This is a genomic window from Ornithinibacillus scapharcae TW25 (assembly GCF_000190475.1).
Taxonomy (GTDB): Bacteria; Bacillota; Bacilli; order Bacillales; family Amphibacillaceae; genus Ornithinibacillus; species Ornithinibacillus scapharcae.
The window spans coordinates 1-22,868 of record NZ_AEWH01000008.1 but is presented as its reverse complement, the minus strand read 5'-3'; the positions used below and the strand labels follow the sequence as shown (position 1 = coordinate 22,868).

Annotated in this window: 21 protein-coding genes, 1 tRNA gene and 1 pseudogene; 20 read left to right on the top strand and 3 right to left on the bottom strand. The window is 37.5% G+C overall.

The features are described from left to right. The first annotated feature begins 204 nt into the window (after window positions 1–204). From G5W_RS0102710 to G5W_RS0102695, 4 genes are read left to right on the top strand one after another with little or no spacing between them, the layout of a single operon-like run. On the top strand, window positions 205–480 hold the full coding sequence (locus G5W_RS0102710) for a DUF485 domain-containing protein (protein WP_010093998.1): 276 nt from the start codon (window positions 205–207) through the stop codon (window positions 478–480). After that, entirely contained in the window at window positions 477–2,021 is a 1,545-nt protein-coding gene (locus G5W_RS0102705; RefSeq protein ID WP_010093996.1) for a solute symporter family protein, read from the top strand. Before G5W_RS0102710 ends, G5W_RS0102705 begins: the two co-directional genes overlap by 4 nt. After that, window positions 2,018–3,787 (top strand): LytS/YhcK type 5TM receptor domain-containing protein, encoded by a 1,770-nt coding sequence (locus G5W_RS0102700; protein WP_010093994.1) that lies wholly within the window; start codon window positions 2,018–2,020, stop codon window positions 3,785–3,787. Before G5W_RS0102705 ends, G5W_RS0102700 begins: the two co-directional genes overlap by 4 nt. Then, entirely contained in the window at window positions 3,784–4,533 is a 750-nt protein-coding gene (locus G5W_RS0102695) for a LytR/AlgR family response regulator transcription factor (protein ID WP_010093992.1), read from the top strand. The genes G5W_RS0102700 and G5W_RS0102695 overlap by 4 nt, the downstream gene beginning before the upstream one ends. Before the next feature lie 30 nt (window positions 4,534–4,563). Here G5W_RS0102695 and G5W_RS22625 read toward each other — a convergent pair whose 3' ends face one another. Beyond that, a complete protein-coding gene (locus G5W_RS22625; protein WP_010093991.1) occupies window positions 4,564–7,311 on the bottom strand; it encodes a bifunctional diguanylate cyclase/phosphodiesterase in 2,748 nt (915 codons plus the stop codon). A gap of 263 nt (window positions 7,312–7,574) precedes the next feature. Between G5W_RS22625 and G5W_RS0102685 the strand changes: the two genes are divergently transcribed. The 16 genes and pseudogenes from G5W_RS0102685 to G5W_RS23685 all read left to right on the top strand — a co-directional run bounded on the left by G5W_RS0102685 (window position 7,575) and on the right by G5W_RS23685 (window position 22,239). Then, a complete protein-coding gene (locus G5W_RS0102685; protein WP_010093989.1) occupies window positions 7,575–7,922 on the top strand; it encodes a DUF485 domain-containing protein in 348 nt (115 codons plus the stop codon). Then, complete coding sequence (locus G5W_RS0102680) at window positions 7,922–9,451, top strand: solute symporter family protein (RefSeq protein WP_010093987.1); 1,530 nt, start codon at window positions 7,922–7,924, stop codon at window positions 9,449–9,451. The genes G5W_RS0102685 and G5W_RS0102680 overlap by 1 nt, the downstream gene beginning before the upstream one ends. A 149-nt stretch (window positions 9,452–9,600) precedes the next feature. Then, on the top strand, window positions 9,601–11,325 hold the full coding sequence (locus G5W_RS0102675) for a sulfate adenylyltransferase (protein WP_010093986.1): 1,725 nt from the start codon (window positions 9,601–9,603) through the stop codon (window positions 11,323–11,325). Window positions 11,326–11,528: 203 nt separating this feature from the next. Further along, complete coding sequence (locus tag G5W_RS0102670) at window positions 11,529–12,434, top strand: ABC transporter ATP-binding protein (protein ID WP_237706188.1); 906 nt, start codon at window positions 11,529–11,531, stop codon at window positions 12,432–12,434. A gap of 34 nt (window positions 12,435–12,468) precedes the next feature. Further along, the gene (locus G5W_RS24130; RefSeq protein ID WP_010093984.1) at window positions 12,469–12,666 is read left to right on the top strand and encodes a hypothetical protein; all 198 of its coding nucleotides are present in this window, start codon (window positions 12,469–12,471) and stop codon (window positions 12,664–12,666) included. Then, window positions 12,663–13,214, top strand: coding sequence for an ABC transporter permease (locus G5W_RS21895; protein ID WP_010093983.1), 552 nt, complete (start codon window positions 12,663–12,665; stop codon window positions 13,212–13,214). Before G5W_RS24130 ends, G5W_RS21895 begins: the two co-directional genes overlap by 4 nt. Before the next feature lie 17 nt (window positions 13,215–13,231). Beyond that, a complete protein-coding gene (locus G5W_RS0102660; RefSeq protein WP_010093982.1) occupies window positions 13,232–13,693 on the top strand; it encodes a LytTR family DNA-binding domain-containing protein in 462 nt (153 codons plus the stop codon). Beyond that, the gene (locus tag G5W_RS0102655) at window positions 13,683–14,093 is read left to right on the top strand and encodes a DUF3021 domain-containing protein (RefSeq protein ID WP_010093980.1); all 411 of its coding nucleotides are present in this window, start codon (window positions 13,683–13,685) and stop codon (window positions 14,091–14,093) included. Before G5W_RS0102660 ends, G5W_RS0102655 begins: the two co-directional genes overlap by 11 nt. A gap of 91 nt (window positions 14,094–14,184) precedes the next feature. Beyond that, window positions 14,185–14,334, top strand: a complete 150-nt coding sequence (gene sspO / locus G5W_RS0102650) for a small acid-soluble spore protein O (protein ID WP_010093979.1) — start codon at window positions 14,185–14,187, stop codon at window positions 14,332–14,334. A gap of 12 nt (window positions 14,335–14,346) precedes the next feature. After that, the gene (locus G5W_RS0102645; protein ID WP_010093977.1) at window positions 14,347–14,565 is read left to right on the top strand and encodes a hypothetical protein; all 219 of its coding nucleotides are present in this window, start codon (window positions 14,347–14,349) and stop codon (window positions 14,563–14,565) included. A 135-nt stretch (window positions 14,566–14,700) separates the two neighbouring features. Continuing rightward, window positions 14,701–15,549, top strand: a complete 849-nt coding sequence (gene licT / locus G5W_RS0102640; protein ID WP_010093975.1) for a BglG family transcription antiterminator LicT — start codon at window positions 14,701–14,703, stop codon at window positions 15,547–15,549. Between the two features lie 278 nt (window positions 15,550–15,827). Next, window positions 15,828–17,728: pseudogene (locus tag G5W_RS20255) on the top strand (beta-glucoside-specific PTS transporter subunit IIABC). 63 nt (window positions 17,729–17,791) lie between these two features. After that, a complete protein-coding gene (locus G5W_RS0102630) occupies window positions 17,792–19,228 on the top strand; it encodes a glycoside hydrolase family 1 protein (protein ID WP_029190982.1) in 1,437 nt (478 codons plus the stop codon). A gap of 202 nt (window positions 19,229–19,430) precedes the next feature. Continuing rightward, a complete protein-coding gene (locus tag G5W_RS0102625; protein WP_010093966.1) occupies window positions 19,431–20,861 on the top strand; it encodes a 6-phospho-beta-glucosidase in 1,431 nt (476 codons plus the stop codon). A 59-nt stretch (window positions 20,862–20,920) separates the two neighbouring features. Beyond that, entirely contained in the window at window positions 20,921–21,772 is an 852-nt protein-coding gene (locus tag G5W_RS0102620; RefSeq protein ID WP_010093964.1) for a Cof-type HAD-IIB family hydrolase, read from the top strand. A 320-nt stretch (window positions 21,773–22,092) separates the two neighbouring features. Continuing rightward, a complete protein-coding gene (locus G5W_RS23685) occupies window positions 22,093–22,239 on the top strand; it encodes a hypothetical protein (RefSeq protein ID WP_010093962.1) in 147 nt (48 codons plus the stop codon). Between the two features lie 271 nt (window positions 22,240–22,510). Here G5W_RS23685 and G5W_RS23115 read toward each other — a convergent pair whose 3' ends face one another. After that, window positions 22,511–22,687 carry a YvrJ family protein gene (locus G5W_RS23115; RefSeq protein WP_010093961.1) on the bottom strand — a complete coding sequence of 59 codons (177 nt, stop codon included), beginning with the start codon at window positions 22,685–22,687 and terminating at the stop codon, window positions 22,511–22,513. Between the two features lie 35 nt (window positions 22,688–22,722). Then, window positions 22,723–22,793: transfer RNA gene (locus G5W_RS0102610), tRNA-Cys, on the bottom strand. Window positions 22,794–22,868: the final 75 nt, after the last annotated feature.

Below are 22,868 nucleotides of genomic sequence, written 5' to 3'. Positions count from 1 at the left end.
CATCGAAAACAGTAGTGCCTTATTATTTTATGAAGTGGAAGGATGATGGTATGTCCAATAGAAAGAATTACTTGTGGTACCAAAAGCCTGACTTTAAAGCTATCCATACAACAATCAAATATCTTTACAACCTCCTAATTATCCGCTATTTTGGAATTAAAACAATTTACTGAATTTATGTTTTGTTCTTTAGGAGGAGTTGGAATGGAAGAACGAGTTTTAGCTTTGATTCGTGAAAGGAAAAAGATGTTAATTCCAACGTTAATGCTTGTTTTTTTATTCTATTTTATGCTTCCTCTTTCCCTTACTCTCCTTCCAGATCTGATGAATCGTACAAGCTTTATTCCAGGGCTAACTTGGGCATGGGTATATGCCTTTATGCAAATACCAATGACATGGTTAGTTGGGTGGGGGTACCATGTAAATGCTAAAAAACTCGAGGAAAAGATCAATGGCATTAAGCGGGAGGAGTTGAAGTGAATCTTACCTATTTTTTATTCTTCGTTTGTATCATTGTATGTACCCTTATCATCACGTACTGGGCAGCAAGAAGAAGTAATACAACAAATCGTTTCTATATTGCATCTGGTAGTCTAACTGGTTTTCAGAATGGAATGGCTATCGCTGGTGATTTTATTAGTGCTGCATCGTTTCTGGGGATTGTAGGAATGATTGCAATTAGTGGGTATGACGGTTTTTTATATTCGATAGGATTTCTCGTGTCCTATATTGTGGTGTTATTTCTAGTGGCGGAGCCAGTTCATCGATTAGGGAAATATTCGTTAGGAGATGTGATTTGCTCTCGCTTCCCAAGCGGTCAAATGCGCATGATTATGGCTATTGGTGCTTTTATGATTTCGATTTTATATATGATTCCCCAGCTAGTTGCCTCAGGATTTTTACTTCGTTTGTTATTAAATATTGATTATTCCATTTCGGTCTTAGTTATTGGTGGATTGATGACGATATATGTTGTGTTTGGTGGGATGGTCGCTACGTCATGGGTGCAAATAGTGAAAACAGTTGTACTCATGTCAGGAACATTTCTACTGGCACTAATTGTGTTCTCCAATATGAATTGGAATTTACCTTATCTTTTAGAAAAAGTAAAAACTGGTAGTCCTTTAGGAGAGAGCTTTTTTCTTCCAGGGCATCAGTTTGGCAATCCATTAGAATTCTTATCCCTACAACTAGCATTAGTTCTAGGGACTGCTGGACTGCCGCATATACTTATTCGATTGTTTACGGTTAGAAATACATTTGAGGTGCGTCGTTCATTAATTAGCTCGACTTGGATTATTGGAACTTTCTATATAATGACACTAGTATTAGGCTTAGGAACGGTTGCTTTGCTCGGATTTGACAAACTGATAGCAATAGATCCGACCGGTAACCTGGCAGCGCCTCTATTGGCCAAGGAAGTTGGTGGAGATTTCCTGCTAGCATTTGTATCAGCGATAGCTTTTACGACGATTGTTGCTGTGGTAGCGGGCTTGGTAATTTCCGCGACTACTGCGTTTTCTCATGATATTTTTCATCATATATTTAAAAAAGGAAAATCAACTGAATTAGAACAATTAAAAGCTGCCCGTTGGACAGCGTTGGGCATTGGTTTCATCTCCACCATGTTTGCTTTACAGCTGGAAGCAATCAATGTTACATTTCTAGTTTCAATGACATTTATTGTTGCAGCTTCTAGTAATTTTCCGGTATTAATTTTAACAATTTACTGGAAGCGGTTTACTCAAGTTGGAGCTATCATTGGGATGGTGAGTGGGCTTTTAGCCTCGTTAGTTCTCGTCTTATTAGGTCCACATATTATGAACTCGGATGGTGGTTGGATTGCTAGGGATGCGGTGATTTCCCTATATAATCCAGGAATCATTTCTATTCCAATAGGTTTTCTTGGTGCATACCTTGGAACAATATGCTCCTCTAAACAAGCGCAAACAGAAGCAGAATTTAGACGTTTCTATATTCGATCACAAACTGGTATTACTTCTAGGAGTGAAAACTCATGAAGGATTTAACGATATTTCTATTTGAAAGATTAGGGTTATTATTAATTACTGCTTTTGTTATGACACGAACACCGGGATTTAAATCATTATTGTACCGAGAATTCAGCTTGAAAATGTCCATGGTACATGCGGTCGTATTTGGGATATTTGGCATAGCAAGTACCATGATGGGAATAGTGATTACACAGGATGCAGAAATCATTGAGTCCTTTGTTATGTTACCTGTAGAAGGAGAACATTTGGTAGTGAGTTTAAGTCTTGTCGCGATTGTAATTGCAGGATTGTTTGGAGGTCCAGTAGTTGGGTTGGGGGCAGGTCTTATTGCCGGTGTACACGTAATGTTTCTAGGTGGAGTAGGTTGGCTTGCTAATGGATTAGTCAATCCGATTACTGGTGTTCTTGCGGGTTTGACGGCAAGATTCTTTTCAAATGAGCGTGTTATTTCCCCTCTGAAGGCATTATTCATTGGAGTGTTCCCACCTATTTTGCAAATGCAATTACTATTGATTTTATATACAGATGGGATTGTGATGGTTGATATCGTGGACCAAATAGGGTTACCACTTGTCCTTTCGAATAGTATTGCTATTGCCATATTTACGGCGATGATAGGGGTTGTCATGAAAGAGCAAGATAACCAAGCGGCAATAGCAACAAGACAAGCGTTGACGATTGCGGAGGAGGCTCTTCCGTATCTGAAAAAGGACTCTAGTCTGGAACTTGCGAATGGACTTGCAGCATTATTATATGATCGATTAAAGCTAGCAGCAGTTTCCGTCACCAATAAGTATGAAGTATTGGCACATAAAGGGTTAGGAGATAAACACCATCATGCTGGTGATCGTGTCACATCACCTCTTGCCATAAAAGCTATTGAAACCAGGAAAGTACAGGTTACTTATGTAAAGTCTGACTTAGCGTGTGAACATGAAAAATGTCTATTAGAGGCTGCAGTTATTATTCCCATTACAGAAGCGGATGAAGTTACTAGTTTAATTACGTTTTACTTTCTTAAGGCACAACATATATCACCTGTTGAATTAATGATGGCTGAAGGGTTAGGGCAGTTTATCTCCAACCAGCTGAATGTATTGGCTACCGAGAAGTTGAAGGCACATATTCGGGATGCGGAACTTAGAAATCTTCAGGCACAAATTAATCCACATTTCTTATTTAATACACTTCAGTTGATTGCGTCCTTATTTCGAGAAGACCCACAAACAGCTCGAAAGCTTACATTAAAATTAGCGAGTTATATGCGATTCAATCTACGACTTGTATCCAAGTCACTTGTAGAGCTTGAGCGGGAGTTTGAGCACGTCGAGGCATATACATCGATAATTCAGGAGCGCTTTAGAGGTAGACTGAAAATTAACTTTGATAAACCAACAGATGTAACGAATATATTTATTCCTCCTTCTACTATTCAGCCATTGGTTGAAAATGCTGTTCAACATGGTTTGAAAAATGTCACGGATGATGCAAGAGTAGATATCATGATAAAGAAATATGGTGGAGAATTGGTTATTACTGTCCGAGATAATGGCTGCGGTTTTCCAAAGCATATATTACCACAAGTTAGTTATAAGCCATTAGTAGGGGTAAAGAATGGTGGAACTGGGATATATAATGTCAATCAACGATTAGTTCATTTAATTGGAGAGACGGCTAGATTAAAAATTATGAATCTTCCACATGGTGGAAGTGAAGTGAGATTCTCCATTCCGATACCAAATCAAATGAAGGAAATGCAGGTGATGGGATGAACATCCGTACAATGATAGCAGAAGATGAAATGATGGCACGAAAGGAATTGCTTTATCTGTTAAAGGATGAAAAAGACATTGTTTTAACGCCACATGCTGAAACAGGGGAACAGCTTATAGAATTGTACAGTGAACATCAGCCAGATTTAATTTTTTTAGATGTAGAGATGCCAGGTTTTACGGGGATAGAGGCAGCAAAGTACATATTAGACAAATCAGACGATAAACCTCCTTTATTTGTGTTTACAACGGCTTATGATGACTATGCATTAGAGGCTTTTGAGGTGGAAGCGGTTGATTATTTATTAAAGCCATACGATGAAGTGCGTTTTAAAAAAGCCATGGCAAGAATCCGAAAGGTCTTTGCTAGTAAAACAAAGATGCAGGGAGGTGCAAAAGAAAACAAGCTTTCCGCATCTAAATTGTTAGTGGATGACGGGGAACGAATGGTAGTACTGTCCCCGGATGCTATCTATTATGCAGTGCCAAATAAGAGATTATTAGAAATCCATACAGAAGACAAAGTCATTATGAGTAGAATGACGTTACAAGAGTTGGAGGACAAACTGGCGGGGCATATGTTTTTCCGTGCACATCGCAGTTACTTAGTGAACCTAAATCATATTTTGGAAATAACACCTTGGTTTAATGGGACGAGTAATTTGACTTTGAAGGATAAGAAGGGGACTGTCATTCCGGTTAGTCGATCTGCCAGTAAGAGCATATTAAATACATTTAAGATGTAATTCGTAACCATATGGAAAAGCGCCCCCTAATTAAAGTTCACCTGGAGGAAGGGGGCGGCTATAATAATATCCCTGTGTAATCGCATTAAATTTCTTGGCAATATCTACTTGTTCCTTTGTTTCTACTCCTTCAATTATAATTCGATGCTCGTTATTTGTAGCCTCAATAATAGCCGTTAATATTTTTAAACTGCGGTCATTTTTAATCCCGCCATTAATAAATGATTTATCGATTTTTAATGTGTCGAAATCTAGATTTGCAATGAGGTAAAGGGAAGAATATCCTTTTCCAAAATCATCAATGGCGACTTTAACACCTAACTCTCTAATATCTTTGATTAATTTAGCAGATTCTTCAATATCTAGCATAACACTTTCGGTAATTTCTATTTCCAGATATTCTGGCTTAATCTTCTCCTCACTCATTATTTTTTCCAGTGTTGTAAGGAAGTTAGGATCAAGGAGTTGTCTAACAGAAACATTTACTGAAACAGGGACATGTAAGTAGGGATGGTCTTGCCACGTTCGGATTCTACGACAAGCTTCTTGGATAACCCACTCCCCAATAGGGATAATAATACCCGAATGTTCTGCAACAGGGATAAATTCAGCCGGTGAGACGCTGCCAAATGGCGCATGCCACCTCAACAAAGCTTCCAATCCGACTATCTTTTCGGTAATACTATCTACTTGTGGTTGATAAAATAGTTCTAATTCACCATTTTCTAGTGCTCGTTGTAAAGAACTGTGTACTTGTATCCGTCGCATGATTTTTTCATTCATATCTTCACTAAAAAATTGATAATTATTTTTCCCTTTTTCTTTTGCCATGTACATAGCAAAATCAGCTTGTTTGATAGCTAATTCAACATCCGTAAAAGATTCACTTTGAATGCTAATTCCAATGCTTAATGTAACAATAATCTCATGTCCAAGAATGTGGATACTCTGGTTCATTTCATCTATTATTTTTTGGGCCATGTCCTCTGCTTCAGTGTTTGGTACATCTTCAAGGATAATAATAAATTCATCCCCACCTAGTCGAGCAATTTTATCGTGCTCTCGCAGACAACTTTTTAATCTAGACGATACTTTTTGGAGAAATAAATCTCCATAATGATGGCCTAATGAATCATTCACATTTTTAAAATCATCAAAGTCTACGGTCATAATGACTAGATTACACTTCATGTCTTCCATCCGCATTAATACTTCATGAAGATATTTATATAGCCACGTACGATTTGGTAAACCGGTTAACTGATCGGTGTAAGCCAGCTTCTCGATTCGGTTTCTCGCTTCTATTTCGTTTGTCATGTCTTTACCGATTCCATAAATTCCAGTTACCTTACCTTCAATAATGATTGGGATGTTTGTAATATTAGTTGAAATGATGCGTCCGTCTTTCGCGATTACCTCTACATTATGATTTTGAGGTATTCCTTTTTGAGCGCTACGAAAGTTCTCAATAGCTAGTTTCATGGAATTAGATTCGATTACATCATTTACATTCATACTTAGTAATTCTTCTTGAGAGTATCCTAATATTTTCCCAACGAATGGATTCACCTCTTGGAAAAATCCTTTCTGATCCACAGAGAAAACAGCGTCAGGAATATGCTCAAACAATGATTGGTAGCGTTGTTGCTTATCCGATAGAGCTCTTTCGATTTTTTTATGATCTGTAATGTCTCGAATCATTAATTGATAAGCATCTTTATTGTCATAGTGAATCTGAATGCCACTTGACTCAATATCAATAATAGAACCATCCAGTGCGATAACTTTATGTTCTAATAGCTTAATCTTCCCACCTTCCCTCATCGTATGGAATCGTTCTCTAACTATTTCACGGTAGTCAGGATGAATGAATTCCCATAACGATTTACTAATTATTTCATCTTTCCTAGAGGCTTTTACGATATTTAAACAGGTTTCATTTACAAAAAGAATTTTCTCTCCATCATGAACAAGGATAGGCTCTGGAGCCCCTTCTACAAGCTGGCGATAAAGATTTTCACGCTTTTTAATTTGTTCTAATAATGATTTTTCTATCTTTAGGGAACGTTGATCAAGAAAAGCAGTCACTAGAGCAATCAAAATAATGATGAAGGAGCTTAAGGATAATATTACTCCCAATGTTAAAGTATTGGTATTTGTAAGCACGTGTCCATCATGATGAATAATTTGGACAGCTTTCATACCCATATAATGTAGAAGTGATATGGAAAGACCTAGTATAATTGCGCTAATAATTGTTTGTCTAACAGAAATTTGATTGTTCGACTTAATGGTGATAAAGACTCTGATTGCTACAGTGGAAAAAATTAATGCCATTACAATAGCTAGAGTAAAATATATGGAAGTATATTGGATCTCAATTGTGGCATGAGTTGAGAATAAAGCAGTATAGTGCAATATTAAGCTTCCTAAACCGAGGGAGAATCCTGAGGCAAGGATTCTCCCGATGGTAAGCTGTTGCGTATAAAGCAGATAAAAGGCTAGAAACGATGAAATAATACCACAGAAAAGTGAGAATACCAGTAAGTAAATATTATAGGTCATTGGAAATGAGGTATGATAGGCAACCATAGCAATATAGTGCATAGAGAAAATTCCTGTTCCCATTACGACAGAACCGGCAATAATCCAAATCATCTTTTCAAAGCGATATTTATCAAAGATTCTCCCCACAAGAACCAGAGTGGTGTAGGAGGTTACTATTGCAATTAATATCGATAAAACAATTAAAATAGGACTATAAGTTGGATGAAACATCTAGCGAAACCCTCCCATTATTTTTGGTTTTCGTGATGTTAGTATTGCTCAATTAGTGAAGCTTAATCTATGAGTTTTGTGTGATGTTAAGGGGTTCGGAAATATTTATATAATAATTCTGAATATTAAACCATTTACGTTTCGATTAATACCATTCAGACATCATTTACGACCGTTTACGCGAACTTTATATAAAGAATTTACGAAATAATTATAATAGTTGGTAAGCGCTTACATATTTTGATGAATGGGAGGATGGATTTATGGCTCAACCGAAACTTGCAGAACGACAACGAACAAGTAAGGTCGATTATGAAAAAGTTGAAAGTAGTCCACAGTTTAAACAGTTTATGCAGAATAAGAGGAAATTTATCGTACCATTAACTATTTTCTTCTTAGTGTTTTATTTCTTGCTTCCAATCTCGACATCGTATGGAACCTTTTTGAATACTCCTGTATTCGGTGATATTACGTGGGCATGGGTTTTTGCCGTTGCTCAGTTCGTAATGACTTGGGTGATTTGTACGATTTATGTGAAAAAAGCAAGTTCTTTTGATGAGGAAGCAGAGGCGATTATTCAAGAACACATTGAAAAGGGAGGTAAAGCATAATGGATCCGATTGTAATTATCCTGTTTTTAGCTATTGTTTTACTTACCCTTGTTATTACGTACTTTGCCGCCAAGCGAACGAAGTCAGCTGGTGACTTTTATACGGCTGGTGGTGGATTAACAGGTTGGCAAAATGGATTAGCAATTGCTGGTGATTATCTTTCAGCTGCCTCATTTTTGGGGATAGCTGGTGCAATTGCGCTAAATGGATTTGATGGTTTTTTCTATAGTATTGGATTCTTAATCGCGTACTTAGTAGTTTTACTTCTAGTTGCAGAACCACTTCGTAACCTTGGGAAGTATACGCTGGCAGATATGATTAATTCACGTTTCGATGCGAGGAAGGTACGTGGAGTTGCGGCACTTAGTACGATTACGATAGTCCTTTTCTACATGATTGCACAGCTTGTTGGTGCAGGGGCACTAATTCAATTATTATTTGATATCCCATATTGGATTGCTGTACTAATTGTTGGGGTGATGATGACAATTTACGTGTTATTTGGTGGCATGATTGCAACGAGCTGGGTTCAGATAACAAAAGCTGTACTATTAATGGCTGGAATGGTGATTATTTCTTTCATTGTTCTAATGAAGTTTAACTTTAATATTTCAGCAATGTTTACAGAAGTGAAAACAGCTACTAGCCATGGAGCCGATTATTTAAATCCGGGCATAAAATATGATGATCCGTTAGGAACGATTTCATTAATGCTAGCATTAGTTCTGGGTACTGCTGGATTACCACATATTTTAATGCGATTCTTTACCGTTAAGGACGCAAAAACAGCTAGAAGTTCGGTTATTACAGCAACTTGGACAATTGGGATATTTTATATTTTAACGTTATTCCTAGGTTTCGGGGCAGCTATTTATGTCGGGGAAAGTGAAATCTTAGCTGCTAACCCTGGTGGGAACATGGCAGCACCGCTGTTAGCAGAGGCAATCGGTGGAAATATTTTATTTGCCTTTATTTCAGCTGTAGCTTTTGCAACCATTCTTGCTGTAGTAGCTGGGCTTGTACTATCAGGTGCTTCTGCATTTGCACATGATATTTACGGACAGATCATTAAAAAAGGAAATATTACAGAAAAGCAGCAAGTGGTAGCGGCACGCTATGCTGCTTTAGGAGTATCTGTATTATCAATCCTTCTATCTCTAGGAGCTCAGTACTTAAATGTTGCTTTCCTAGTTTCCTTAGCGTTCTGTATTGCAGCAAGTGCTAATTTACCAGTTATTCTATATACCGTATATTGGAAGCGCTTCAATACATCCGGTGCGATTTGGTCAGTAGTTGCCGGACTTGGTTCAGCATTAATTCTAGTTTCCATGAGTCCGAGTGTGTTTTCACCGGAAGAAGGAGCAGCACTATTTGTCGGAAATCCGATTTTCCCATTAGATAACCCAGCACTGGTTAGTGTGCCACTAGGATTTTTAGGAGGTTACCTAGGAACGGTATTCTCAAAAGAATATGACTTTAAACGATATGCAGAAGTTAAAGTCAGAGCAAACACCGGATATCGAGAGTAGGGACATGGGGACAGGTGTTCCTTGTCCCACTTTCCTCTCAATCTGGGTATTGGAGGAGTGGTGAAAGTTGCTTTTCCATTTCTCGGGGAATGTTAGCCTTCACTTTACAATATAGTTATAGAAATAGAGAAAATAAAGGAGGAGAGATCATGAGTCAAGATGCTGTAATTTTAACAGAAGAAAAATTAGCGAGTTATCCTCAACAACCACACGGTGGAAAGTTAGTAGACCGTGTTCTTCGGGGGAAGGAACGTGAGGAAGCGCTGGAGCGTGCAAAACAATTACCAATGATTATGGTTGACCTCGAAGCTGTTATTACATTGGAAATGATCGCCACAGGTGTGTTATCCCCGAATGAAGGTTTCATGAATGAAGCGAATTATAAGTCCGTTCTAACAGAAGGGCGTTTAACGAATGGGATCGTTTGGCCTGTGCCCCTCAGCTTTGCACCTATTGGCGACCGTAACAAGCAAATTATTGCCGGGCTATCTGTTGGAGATGAAATCGCACTTGCTGATGAAACAAAGGAACCAGTTGCAATTATGAAGCTAGAAGACATATTTTTTTATGATCGAGAATTCCGTGCACAGCATGTTTTTGGTACAACGGACCGAGACCATCCTGGAGTTGATGCGATTTATCGACGTATGGGAGATACGGCATTGGCAGGGCCGATTACCTTGGTGCGCCGCGTACACTGGGGACCGTTTGAAAGCATCCGGATGGAACCAAGAGATACTTGGAAGCTTTTCTATGAAGAAAAGAAATTTAAATCTGTCGGTGGGTTTATTACAGGTGCTAACCCACTTCACCGTGGACATGAATATATTCACCGAAACGCTTTAGAAGAAATGGACGGTTTATTTGTTCAACCTCTTGTAGAAATGGCGAAGCGAGAATATACGAGACATGAGTTTCGAATGCTTTCATATCGAGCCGTGCTGGAAGAGTATTATCCAAAAGAAAGAACCATGCTAGCACCTCTACGTGTGACTTATATTTTTGCTGGACCACGTGAAGCGGTACTTCATGCATTAATTATGAAAAACTATGGTTGCACCCATGCATTAATTGGCCGTGATCATGCTGGTATTGGGGATTATTATGATAAATATGCAAGTCACAGTATTTTTGATGAGTTTAAGCCAGAAGAATTAGGGATTGATATTCGCCTATTCCATGAGGTCTTTTACTGCACTCGATGTGATAATCCGGCAACAGAACAGACTTGCCCACATGATGCGAAGTACCGGATAAATATCTCTGGTACCGGTATCCGTGAGTTATTACGATATGGTGTTTTACCGCCGAAGGAAATTGTTCGACCTGAGTCTGCGCGTATTGCCATGCAAGGTGTTCAACCGAAGGGTATTGACGAAAATGGTCTTGCCATTAATCCTGTTGGTAAAACAATTAAGAGTATTTTCCCGTTCTATCTAAAGAATACGCGTATCGGTGGCCCTGAGCGTAGACAGCCACTCGAACCGGAACAATTAACGATTGCGGATCTGGAGGCAGTTATTACAGATGTCCGGGATAATGCGGATCGGGTTTACAAGGATATCTTTCGTGAATTTAGTTATGTAACCGATGGCTTGCGGACAGTTCAACCAAACTGGGTTGCCGAAGCTCGCGAATCCATACGACGACAGCAAGAAATGGTCGTGGAAAACCTGGAGGAAAAGGTAGATAAGGCACTGGAAAAAGCTTCGGATGAGTTCATGTACCAGGATAGAGCTGAGGCAGAACGTGAATTAGAAGTTGCGAAGCGGATTCTGGAGGATATTCCAGCACCGTTGAGAAAAGAGGAAATGGATTATCGAACATGGAATCCGTTACCATATAAGCGTTATCGTGGTGTTGATGAGGAATAGAATATTTTTACAAAGCAATCGTACTTAGGGTGCGATTGCTTTTTTATTGTGGAACTTGACCTGGTAAGTACTGCTGAGACAAGGGACCTGTCCCCGTGTCCATACTACATATTTGTGTTTTTATGTAGCTTTATTTGCATGTTATACCAATTTAAGTAACATTTCCTTTTTTCCTTGTGATAATGGTTAAAAAAAGGGAGAGGGTGTTCGAATTGCTTTCCGTTCAGGATGTAAAAAAACAGTATAATCACACAACAGCTTTAAATGGTGTGTCACTTGATATACCAAGTAGTATTTGCTTTGGTTTAGTAGGTCCAAATGGTGCTGGGAAATCAACATTAATTAAAATTCTCGCATCTGTCATACAAGACTATGAAGGAACTGTACGATATGAAAGAATGGAAACCGGTCAAATGAAAAATGAGGTAGGTTATGTGCCACAGGAGATTTGCTTAGAACCAACCCTATCTGCTCTAGATAATTTATATTTTTTTGGGAGGCTCTATGGTTTAAGGGGGAAGAAATTAAAGAGTCGTGCCCAAATCGTTTTGCAAGATATTGGTTTAGAGGAGCATGGTAAGGATAAAGTACTCACTTTTTCAGGAGGCATGAAAAGGAGACTGAATATAGGCTGTGCATTAATGCACAATCCAAATATTATCATTATGGATGAACCGACAGTAGGCATTGATCCCCAGTCGAGAAAATATATTTTTCAAATGATTGAGGATTTAAAACGACGGGCTTGTACGATTGTCTATGCTAGTCACTATATGGAAGAAGTGGAACAGCTCTGTGATGAAATCGCCATGATGGATAATGGGTACATTGTAGAACAGGGAAATATAAAAGACATATTGCGAAAATACACGTATCCTTCTGTTTTTGTTAGGGGTGTAGATTGTTTGCCAAAGGATATAGAACAGTATTGCAGAGTAGAAACACGTAATGGGGGCTACTTAGTGAGGGCGGTCAATCCTCTTGAGGTCATGGCAAAGATTCTAAACTACTCCAAAGAAAATCAGGGCCAAATTAATCAATTAGAACTTGTCCAACCTCGTTTAGAGGATGTGTTTTTTACCTTAACGGGGAGTCAATTAAGAGACTGAATTGTGATAAAATAATGAAAAGGGAGACTGTGAGATGGGTGCAATTATCAACTTGGAGGTAAAAAAGTACCTACAGGATAGGGGATTATTATTTTGGATGATTATTTTACCGATTATTTTTACCGTAATTTTTATTAGTGTTTTCACATCAGGAGCAACTGGGGAAACGAAAGAACAAGTAATCCTTTCAATCATTCCAGGATACACGGTTATGTTTGTTTTTTCATTATGATTAATATGGTAGAAACCTTTCTAAAGGATAAAAATTATGGAATGACTGCTAGAATCGCAAGTACTCCGCTTTTACCCTATTTTTATCTAATAGGGAAGTGGGTACCGAATATAATAGTTGTCATAGTACAAATTGTGATTCTATTCATGTTTGGAAAATTAGTATATGGCGTTACGTTAGAACAGCCGTTTGCGCTTATAGTCATCTCATTAGTTTTAGCCATAACTGTTACTGGAGTTGGTTTAGCCTTAGCCTTGTTAGTGAACACGAATAATATGGGAATTGCAATGACACAAATTATTGCATTAGGTGGTGCTGTACTAAGTGGACTATGGGTGCCAATTGACATGATGCCTAGTTTCATCCAAGATATTGCAAACTTTTTACCGCAATTTTGGGCCCATCAGGCATTCCAGGATGCTATGTTAGGAGCAATGGAAAATGTTCAGCTCTTGAAAGAATCCCTTATTCTAGTCAGTTACGGATTAGTAGGATTTTTAATAGCGATGTTTCGCTACCCGCATTTTTTGAAAAAGGCAAGGGGGTAGTGGGTTAGGGGGCGAAAATGAAGGTAAATATTGATATCGACGAGAAGTATGGAGAAACCTCAATCAGTATTCAAGCTTCAGAATGGACAGAAGAATTAGAGGAAATTGTTAACGTCATTAGGAAAAGTAAACAACAGCGATTGTTTGGTGTGGATGAGGATCAAACAGTGCTGTTAAATCCAAGTGAGATTGATTATGTTTATGCAGAAAATAGAAAAATCTATGCTGTATTACGAGACCGAAAATTAGAATTACGTATGAAGCTTTATGAAGTAGAAGAACTTCTAATCCCCCACCATTTCATGCGTTTTTCAAAATCGGTTATAGGGAACTTAAATCAAATAGAGCGGTTTGACCTATCCTTTAATGGGAACCTCTGCGTTTATTTTCACTCTGGAACCAAAGAGTATATCTCCAGAAAGTATGTGAACCCAATCAAGGAAAAACTAATGATGGGAGGAAATGCAGATGGTCGTTGATATTCTAAAAAGAGCAACTGTCGGGGTTGCGTGTGGTGGTTTTCTAACATTTGTTGCACTAACTATACTTATGGTACTTGAAATAGAATCATCTGTATCCGAAATATGGTCTCATATGTTAGCTTCCATGACGTTTGGGGTTTATTATGGACTTGCTTCTTTTATTTTTGAAAAGCCGAAATGGACGCCGTTAAAGAAAACGATTGTACACTTTAGTCTTTCCATTATGGTGTATTTTATCATCGCGCTTACAGTTAGTTGGATACCATTAAATCTATTTGCCATATTGATAAGCAGCGGTGTATTTATTTTGATTTATTCGGTATTTTGGACTGGGTACTATTTATACTTTAAAAAAATTGAAGCAGAGATGAACGAACAACTGCATAAACAGGAATGAGCTTGAGGGATGGTGGACAAGGGACCTGTCCCCCGTGTCACACACATATTTTTGTTATATGTGTGGAAACTATAGTTGGGGAGGTGTTCATATGTCCAAGAAGAAACTTAGTGGTGGTGGATTTAGTGATGAGCAGGCTGTTCGAAAGAAGCTTTCGAAGCAGTTTGATCATGAATTTGCGAATGAGCCCTTAACACCAAATGAAAAGTATAATAATAAAAAAACAAAAAAGCGTCAGTAAAGGGGTTATATAATGCCACGTCGCGATACTGGAACAGAGACGACAGGCCATTTTGATGGTAAAAGAGAGAGCATTATAAATGATTCATTTGGTACTCAAATCGGGATGACATCACAGGTTGGTATGACAGCCAATGTTAATCGAAATGCATTAGCTTCTTTTAATCAAATTAAGGATGATAAGATGAAGCGTTTCGAGGAAATGTTTCGAGGAAAACCATTTGAAGAATAGAACCATCAAGTGCTTGGTGTATAACTAACCAAGCACTTTTTTAATTTGCCCTGATTATCATTTCATTTGCTTTGACGATATATCATGATGTATGGTAAATATCAATTATGCAATCCCATTAAGGAGTACTTGCTTATGAAAATAACAAAAGTATTGAATAATAATGTGGTCATTATTGAAAATGAAAAGCAGGGCGAAATGGTGGTCATGGGGAGAGGTCTTGCTTTTCAGAAGAAGATCGGCCAATCCATAGATGAATCCAAGATTGAAAAGACTTTTGTCCTTCAAAATACTGGAATCTCGGAGAAGTTAGACCTTTTGTTAAAGGACACTTCGGAGAAATACTTAACTATTGCTTATGAAATTTTAGAGTATGCTAAATCTAAGTTACCCTACAAATTAGATGAATATCTCTATGTTGCATTGACAGACCATATAAGCTTTGCGATTAGTAGATATAATCAAGGAATCCAATTAAAAAATACCCTTTTGTATGAAATACGCAAATACTACAAAGAGGAATTTTCAATTGGAATCAAAGCTTTAGACTTTATTGAGGAAGAGACAGGTATTTGCCTTGATGAAGATGAGGCAGCATCGATTGCCCTACATCTTGTTAACAGCCAGATCACTGGTGAAAACATGGATATTGCCGTAAAAGTAACTACTATGGTGAACAACGTTTTAAATATAGTAAAATATCATTTTCAAATGGACTTAGATGATAACTCTATAAATTATGAACGCTTTTTAACTCATTTACGATATTTTGCCATTCGGTTTATCAAGAAAGAAAAAATGGAAGATACCGTTGATAACTTCTTGCATGAACAAATAAGCCAAAAGTATGAACAGGCATACCAATGCACGAAAAAAATAGCACTTTATCTGCAAAAGGAATTTGACTGGCAGTTACCGAAAGATGAAGAGGTATACCTAACCGTCCATATTCACCGAGTCACATTCAGACAAAAAAATAGTTAAGTTGTGAAAGCGTTTTTAAAAAAGGTGTTGACTTAGGATAAAAGTCATGGTAAATTGAAGGTGTTAATTGATTAACAATAGTATTGTTAATTGTTTAACGCTAATTTAATAATTATTTAGGAATGTTACCTAATTGGGCATAACCTGAGCTAATTTGAATGACACGATATTTGTGCGTGTATTCAAATTAGTTCAGGTTTTTTATTTACCTAAATTAGAACGAACATTCCGAAGTATGAAAAAACATAAAATAAACAGGGAAGAGAAGGTGGCCGATGATGAAATACGAGCAATTGGCGAAAGACATTATTGCTAATGTCGGTGGTAAAGAAAACGTTAACAGTGTAGTGCATTGTGTAACACGACTTCGCTTTAAACTAAAGGATGAAAAGAAAGCGAATACAGAAATATTGAAAAACATGGATGGTGTTGTAACCGTCATGAAGAGTGGTGGCCAATACCAAGTAGTTATTGGGAATCATGTACCAGATGTTTATAAAGCTGTTACGGCAGAAGGTGGATTTAGTTCTGACCAACCAGTAGAAGCTGATAGTGGTGAAAAAGGGAACTTATTCAATCGCTTTATCGATATGATTTCAGGAATTTTTACACCAATCTTAGGAGTATTGGCAGCATCCGGTATGATTAAAGGTTTTAACGCTTTATTCGTAGCAATTGGTTGGCTAGATAATCAAGGTGGAACATATCAAGTTCTAAATGCAATAGGCGACGCGTTGTTCTTCTTCTTACCGATTCTATTAGGTTATACAGCAATGAAGAAGTTCGGTGGAACCCCGTTCTTAGGAATGGTTATTGCCATGGCATTGGTTTATCCGGCATTAGAAGCTATCCCAAAGACAGCTGAACCATTATACACTTTATTTACAGGTACAATGTTTGAATCAAATGTGTATATAGAGTTCTTCGGTATTCCAGTTATTCTAATGACATATTCTATGTCTGTTATTCCAATCATTGTTTCAGCATTCTTTGCTGCTAAGTTAGAAAGATTCTTTGCACGAGTAATTCCTGACGTAGTAAAAGTATTCTTAGTTCCAATGTTTACACTATTAATCATTATTCCTGTAACATTTATCGTAATCGGACCAATCGCTACATGGGCGAGTCAATTATTAGGACAAGCAACAACCTCTATATATGAATTAAGCCCAGTTATCGCGGGAGCATTTATTGGTGGATTATGGTTAGTATTTGTTATGTTTGGTCTTCACTGGGGTCTTGTACCTATCGGAATTAATAATTTTACGAGTCAAGGTTGGGATCCGATTTTAGCTCTAATCTTTGTTCACTCCTTTGCATTAGCTGGAGCAATACTAGCAATTTGGATTAAAACTAAAAATTCTAATACAAAAACATTAAGTGCACCAGCATTTATATCGTCACTATTTGGTGTTACAGAACCAGGGATGTATGGTATCGCATTACCACTTAAGAAACCATTCATTTTCACATTAATTTCATCTGCAATTGGTGGAGCGATGTTAGGTATCTTTGGAACAGTTGGTTATGAAATGGGTGGTCTTGGAGTATTCCAGATTCCTAGCTTTATCTCTCCAGAAGGTATCGATATGGGATTAATTGGTGCGATTATTGCGGCGGTAGTTGGTATGGTACTAGCTTTCGTATTAACTTACCTATTCGGTGGAATTAACAAAAATCAAGAAGAAACAACCGAAAAAAAGCAATTAAAATCGAAAATATAAATAGTGAATCTATTGCAAGTCCACTAACAGGTGAAGTTATTGCTTTAGCAGACATTAGAGATGCTGCATTTGCATCAGGTGCTCTAGGTAAAGGTGTTGCAATTGAACCAACAGAAGGTAAATTATTTGCACCAGTTTCCGGAACTGTATCGGCTTTATTCCCAACAGGACATGCGATTGGTATCACTAGTGATGACGGTGCTGAAATTCTAGTACACATTGGTTTGGACACCGTTCAATTAGAAGGTAAATATTTCACTGCACATACAACACAAGGAAGCCGTGTAGAAAAAGGTCAACTATTAATTGAATTTGATGCGAATGCTATCAAAGAAGCAGGATTTGACTTAACAACTCCTGTAGTCATAACAAACCAAGATAACTATGAGATTACAGTTGTTCAAGCAACAACCGTTACAACTCAAGATCCATTACTAGAAGTAACATCTAAATAAACCAATTCCTTGCATTCGCATCTTTCAGGGCGAATGCAGGATAACTTAACCAAGGAGGAATATATGATGACAAAACGATTCCCAGAAGGATTTTTATGGGGTGGCGCAACAGCAGCTAACCAATTAGAAGGAGCATATCAAGAAGGTGGGAAAGGTCTAAATCTTGCCGACGTATTACCAGGAGGTAAAGCACGACTTCAACTACTAGGCTCAACTGGCTTTGACTTTAAAATCGATCAATCAAAATATACGTATCCAAACCATGAAGGTATTGACTTCTACCATCGTTACAAAGAAGATATCGCTTTATTTGCAGAAATGGGCTTCAAAGTATTCCGTTTAAGTATCGCATGGAGCCGTATTTTCCCTAAAGGTGATGAATTAGAGCCAAATGAAGAAGGGTTAGCTTTTTATGACCGCGTATTTGATGAGCTTCATAAGCATGGAATTGAACCATTAGTTACCATTGCTCATTACGAAACACCTCTACATTTAACGAAAGAATATGGAGGCTGGAAGAACCGTAAATTAGTGGGATTCTTCGAGCGGTTTGTAAGAACTATTTTCACTCGTTATAAAGATAAAGTGAAATATTGGTTAACGTTTAATGAAATTAATGGTGCAACACATATGCCGTTAGTAGGATTAGGTTTCTCTCCAGATAGCGAGGAAACACGCTTACAAGAAAGCTTCCAAGGTTTACATCACCAGTTTGTTGCAAGCGCACAAGCAGTGAAAATTGGTCATGAAATCATCCCTGGATCACAAATCGGTTGTATGCTAATTTACGCACCTGTTTATTCCTTTGATTCTAATCCAGAGAATGTTATGCATGCAAAACAAGAAGCGGATATCTTTAACTTCTTCTGTGGAGATGTACAAGTGCGCGGAGAATATCCTTACTTTGCGAAGCGTTATTTCAAAGAAAATAACATCGAATTAGATATTCAAGAAGGGGATTTAGAAACTATAAAAGAGGGAACAGTAGACTTCATTTCCTTTAGTTATTACATGTCACGTACAGAGAAAAAAGTAAAAACACCCGAGGAACTTGGTGCAGGGAACCTAGTTGGTGGTGTGAAAAATCCATTCTTAGAAGCAAGTGATTGGGGATGGGAAATTGATCCAGTAGGTCTAAGAATTGCATTAAATGAACTTTATGGTCGCTATCAAAAACCACTAATGATTGTAGAAAATGGTTTAGGTGCTTATGACAAAGTAGAAGAAGATGGGTCAATTAACGATGATTATCGAATTGATTACCTTCGTGAGCATATAAAACAAATGGGTGAAGCAATAGAAGATGGTGTTGACCTAATTGGATATACTAGCTGGGGCTGTATCGATTTAGTAAGTATGTCCACAGGGGAATATTCGAAGCGATATGGCTTTATTTACGTCGATAAACATGATGACGGAAGCGGAACATTAGAACGCAAACCCAAAAAATCATTCTACTGGTACAAAAACGTCATTTCATCGAATGGCGAAAACTTATAGGGACAAGGGGACAGGTTCCTTGTCCCAGTCGGGTTAAGGAACCTAAGGCCTTCTGTACCAATTGTTTCCATAGAAAAGATATGGATAAGGTTAATTCTATCATTAGACATAACCTTATCTATTATTTTTCGTAGATAGATAAAGACATGTCTCAAAGATGCCAATAATCGAACGAGAAAACGTATTTTTAGGAGGAAAAGTAATGACTGGATTTCCACAAGGATTTTTATGGGGCGGTGCGATTGCAGCCAACCAAGCAGAAGGTGCCTATCTAGCTGATGGTAAAGGATTAACTACTGTTGATTTGTTACCAACTGGGGAAAAACGATTCCCAATCATGCTAGGAAAACTACCTTCATTTACACCATTAGAAAGCGAATTCTACCCTTCACACGAAGCAATCGATTTCTACCATCGTTATAAAGAAGATATTGCACTATTTGCAGAAATGGGTTTCAAGACACTACGTTTGTCTATTTCCTGGGCACGAATCTTTCCTAATGGAGATGATGCAAAACCGAATGAAGCAGGTCTACAATTTTATGATGATCTATTCGACGAATTAAAGAAATATGATAACGAGCCACTTGTTACCCTCCCCCACTTTGATGTTCCGGTTCATCTAGTAAAAGAATACGGTAGCTGGAAAAACCGCAAGCTTGTAGCTTTATTTGAGCGATATGCTAGAACGGTATTTACACGTTATAAAGACAAGGTGAAATATTGGTTAACCTTTAACGAAATTAATATGCTGTTACATTTACCTTTCGTAGGTGCAGGTCTAGTTTTTGAAGAGGGCGAAAATGAATTACAAGTCAAATATCAAGCAGCCCACCACCAATTAGTAGCTAGTGCACTTGCAGTAAAAGCAGGGCACGAAATTATTCCAAATGCGATGATTGGTTGTATGTTAGCAGCAGGTATGACATACCCTTATTCTAGTAATCCAGATGATGTCATGGATGCGATGGATAAGGATCGAGATAATTTCTTCTTTATTGATGTACAATCTAGAGGAGAATATCCGGGATATGCCAAACGATTCTTCCGCGAAAATAATATCAATCTAGTAATGGAAGACGGTGACGAGCAAATCCTGAAAGATTACACGGTTGATTATATAGGATTCAGCTATTATTCTAGTCGAGTAACAAGTACTGATTCAGAAATTCAAGGTAATAAAACGAGTGGAAATGTATTTGCATCGATAAAGAATCCTTATTTAGAAACGTCTGAATGGGGATGGACGATTGACCCGAAAGGCTTACGAATCACTGCAAATCAGTTATATGATCGTTACCAAAAACCTTTATTTGTTGTTGAAAATGGTCTTGGTGCAGTGGACATGCCAAATGAAAATGGCGAAGTGGAAGATGACTATCGAATTGCTTATTTGAATGCACATTTGAAAGAAATGAAAGAAGCTATTAAAGACGGTGTGGATATTATTGGCTATACGAGCTGGGGACCAATCGATATTGTTAGTGCATCCACAGGGGAAATGAAAAAAAGGTATGGCTATATTTACGTAGACCGTGATAATCAAGGGATTGGAACACTAAAACGTGCGAAAAAGAAAAGTTTCGAATGGTACAAAAACGTAATTGCAACAAATGGAGAAATATTAGACTAAATGAAATGGAGAGGGGGACAAGGGACCTGTCCCCCTGTACCACAAAGGGGAGAAATAGAATGAAATTAATTGCTCTCGATTTAGATGGAACTACTTTTAATTCGAACAAAGAGATAAGTAAGGAAAATATAGAAGCTATCAAGCTTGCTCAAGCTGAAGGACATAAAGTGATGGTGTTATCAGGACGTGCACTTGATGAGATTACACCTGATTTAGAAAAGTATGGTTTACATTGTCCGATTGGGACGAATAACGGCGCTTCTATCTACATAAATAATCAAGCTGTAAAGATGATTACGTTGGAACAGGAGCAAATTAAGGCCATTACTACTGAGGTAGAACAGGAATATATTCCATACACCGTAGCTACGAATAACGGGGTGTATGCTCCTAAAGATTGGTTCCAAAGATTAGAGAACATGCTTCCTTCATCCGGTACAGATAAAGAAGAACTGGAAATGTATAAAGCATTTGCTCTTGCTTATGGACATCAATCCTTTCATCACATACATGACCTTCTGAACGATGCAACGATTCAGATTCAAAAATTTTTTGCCTTCACAATAGACCCCATACAGAAGAAGCGATTTGAAATGTTTCTTAATACGATTGACGGCATCAGTATAGTCTCTACGAATACGTTTATCGATATTATGCACCACCAAGCTAGTAAAGGAAATGCCCTCCAATTCATGGCGGAATATTATCAGATTCCGTTAAAGGATACCGTTGCAATTGGCGATGAAGGGAATGATATTTCTATGTTCAACATAGCTGGACTAGCAATTGCGATGGGAAATGCTCGTGATCAGGTAAAAAAACATAGTGATGTCGTAACCCTAACGAACGATGAACATGGTGTTGCTCATGCAATCCATCATTATGTGTTACATGAAACTATTAAGAACTAGTGGTTGGTGAGGAATACATGAGGAAAAAGATTAACTGGAATTGTTTAAACTAGGATTTGTGTATGTACTCATTGGCACACTCATTTTGAATTGTTGTTTTTCGTCAGTCGATAAACTTATTTATACACCACAATTTCAGCATCCAATTAAGTATTTTGTTGAGAAAGTTTATTTAATTCTTTTTATACTTCTCTTTATTAATTGAAAGGACTGATTGGTCCTTTTTTAATAAATAGGAGAACAATGTTGCATCACTTCATTCCCTTATACGTTGTTCTTATAATGTGAATTCAACTATTATAGGAAGGGAGGCCATTGCTATGACAGAAAGAATTAAGCCGACTTATATTCCGTTTTGTTCAAAGCATCCTAATTGTTGTTATTATAAGGGATGTCCTGCAGAATTTGGGTATGATCCACAATCAGGTAGTGAGTTTTTTAAAAGATGTGATAAGAATTGCAAATAATTTTGTAAAAACCCAGGTTGAAATATACCTGGGTTTATTTTGTCTTATATATAGAATAGAGTCGTAGAATCTATAAGATTTCTACGACTCTTTCTTACATTCATTGCAATATTTTTTTAATAGTGTGGATGAATGACTTGTATTCTCGATAATCTCGTAAATTAGTTCTTTTTCTCTATCGGGTAAATTTTCTTTTTTAAGACAATCAGTGAAAAATGATTATACTTTTCTTACTTCACAAAAATATGCCGAAATTCTTGCCAGATTCACATTACTCGCCCTTCCCTTTATAGTTAATCGATTTGATCACTTCAGACAGTTGCATGATAACAGTTTCTAATCTCTCAATTTTTTTCTCGAATCTAACAAATAGATATAATGTGATGGCAATAGGAAACCCGAAATTCCCAACCAAACTAGTCCATAGTGGAATATCCCCTGCTGTCATGTTAAGCACTCTCCTTTATCTTTATTTAATATCAAAGGTGATACTCGGACTCGAACCGAGGATAAAGGTTTTGCAGACCTTTGCCTTGCCGCTTGGCTATATCACCACTATTTCGTATATATATATAAAAGAGGATCTCATTTTAATGAAAACAACTAAAAAAAATAATAAATAGGTTTAT

Bases quoted from the DNA above. Each gene is read 5' to 3' on its own strand.
- G5W_RS0102710 (WP_010093998.1), top strand. From the start codon at position 205: ATGGAAGAACGAGTTTTAGCTTTGATTCGTGAAAGGAAAAAGATGTTA.
- G5W_RS0102700 (WP_010093994.1), top strand. From the start codon at position 2,018: ATGAAGGATTTAACGATATTTCTATTTGAAAGATTAGGGTTATTATTA.
- G5W_RS0102695 (WP_010093992.1), top strand. From the start codon at position 3,784: ATGAACATCCGTACAATGATAGCAGAAGATGAAATGATGGCACGAAAG.
- G5W_RS22625 (WP_010093991.1), bottom strand. From the start codon at position 7,311: ATGTTTCATCCAACTTATAGTCCTATTTTAATTGTTTTATCGATATTA.
- G5W_RS0102685 (WP_010093989.1), top strand. From the start codon at position 7,575: ATGGCTCAACCGAAACTTGCAGAACGACAACGAACAAGTAAGGTCGAT.
- G5W_RS0102680 (WP_010093987.1), top strand. From the start codon at position 7,922: ATGGATCCGATTGTAATTATCCTGTTTTTAGCTATTGTTTTACTTACC.
- G5W_RS0102675 (WP_010093986.1), top strand. From the start codon at position 9,601: ATGAGTCAAGATGCTGTAATTTTAACAGAAGAAAAATTAGCGAGTTAT.
- G5W_RS24130 (WP_010093984.1), top strand. From the start codon at position 12,469: ATGGGTGCAATTATCAACTTGGAGGTAAAAAAGTACCTACAGGATAGG.
- G5W_RS21895 (WP_010093983.1), top strand. From the start codon at position 12,663: ATGATTAATATGGTAGAAACCTTTCTAAAGGATAAAAATTATGGAATG.
- G5W_RS0102660 (WP_010093982.1), top strand. From the start codon at position 13,232: ATGAAGGTAAATATTGATATCGACGAGAAGTATGGAGAAACCTCAATC.
- G5W_RS0102655 (WP_010093980.1), top strand. From the start codon at position 13,683: ATGGTCGTTGATATTCTAAAAAGAGCAACTGTCGGGGTTGCGTGTGGT.
- sspO (WP_010093979.1), top strand. From the start codon at position 14,185: ATGTCCAAGAAGAAACTTAGTGGTGGTGGATTTAGTGATGAGCAGGCT.
- G5W_RS0102645 (WP_010093977.1), top strand. From the start codon at position 14,347: ATGCCACGTCGCGATACTGGAACAGAGACGACAGGCCATTTTGATGGT.
- licT (WP_010093975.1), top strand. From the start codon at position 14,701: ATGAAAATAACAAAAGTATTGAATAATAATGTGGTCATTATTGAAAAT.
- G5W_RS0102630 (WP_029190982.1), top strand. From the start codon at position 17,792: ATGATGACAAAACGATTCCCAGAAGGATTTTTATGGGGTGGCGCAACA.
- G5W_RS0102625 (WP_010093966.1), top strand. From the start codon at position 19,431: ATGACTGGATTTCCACAAGGATTTTTATGGGGCGGTGCGATTGCAGCC.
- G5W_RS0102620 (WP_010093964.1), top strand. From the start codon at position 20,921: ATGAAATTAATTGCTCTCGATTTAGATGGAACTACTTTTAATTCGAAC.
- G5W_RS23685 (WP_010093962.1), top strand. From the start codon at position 22,093: ATGACAGAAAGAATTAAGCCGACTTATATTCCGTTTTGTTCAAAGCAT.
- G5W_RS23115 (WP_010093961.1), bottom strand. From the start codon at position 22,687: ATGACAGCAGGGGATATTCCACTATGGACTAGTTTGGTTGGGAATTTC.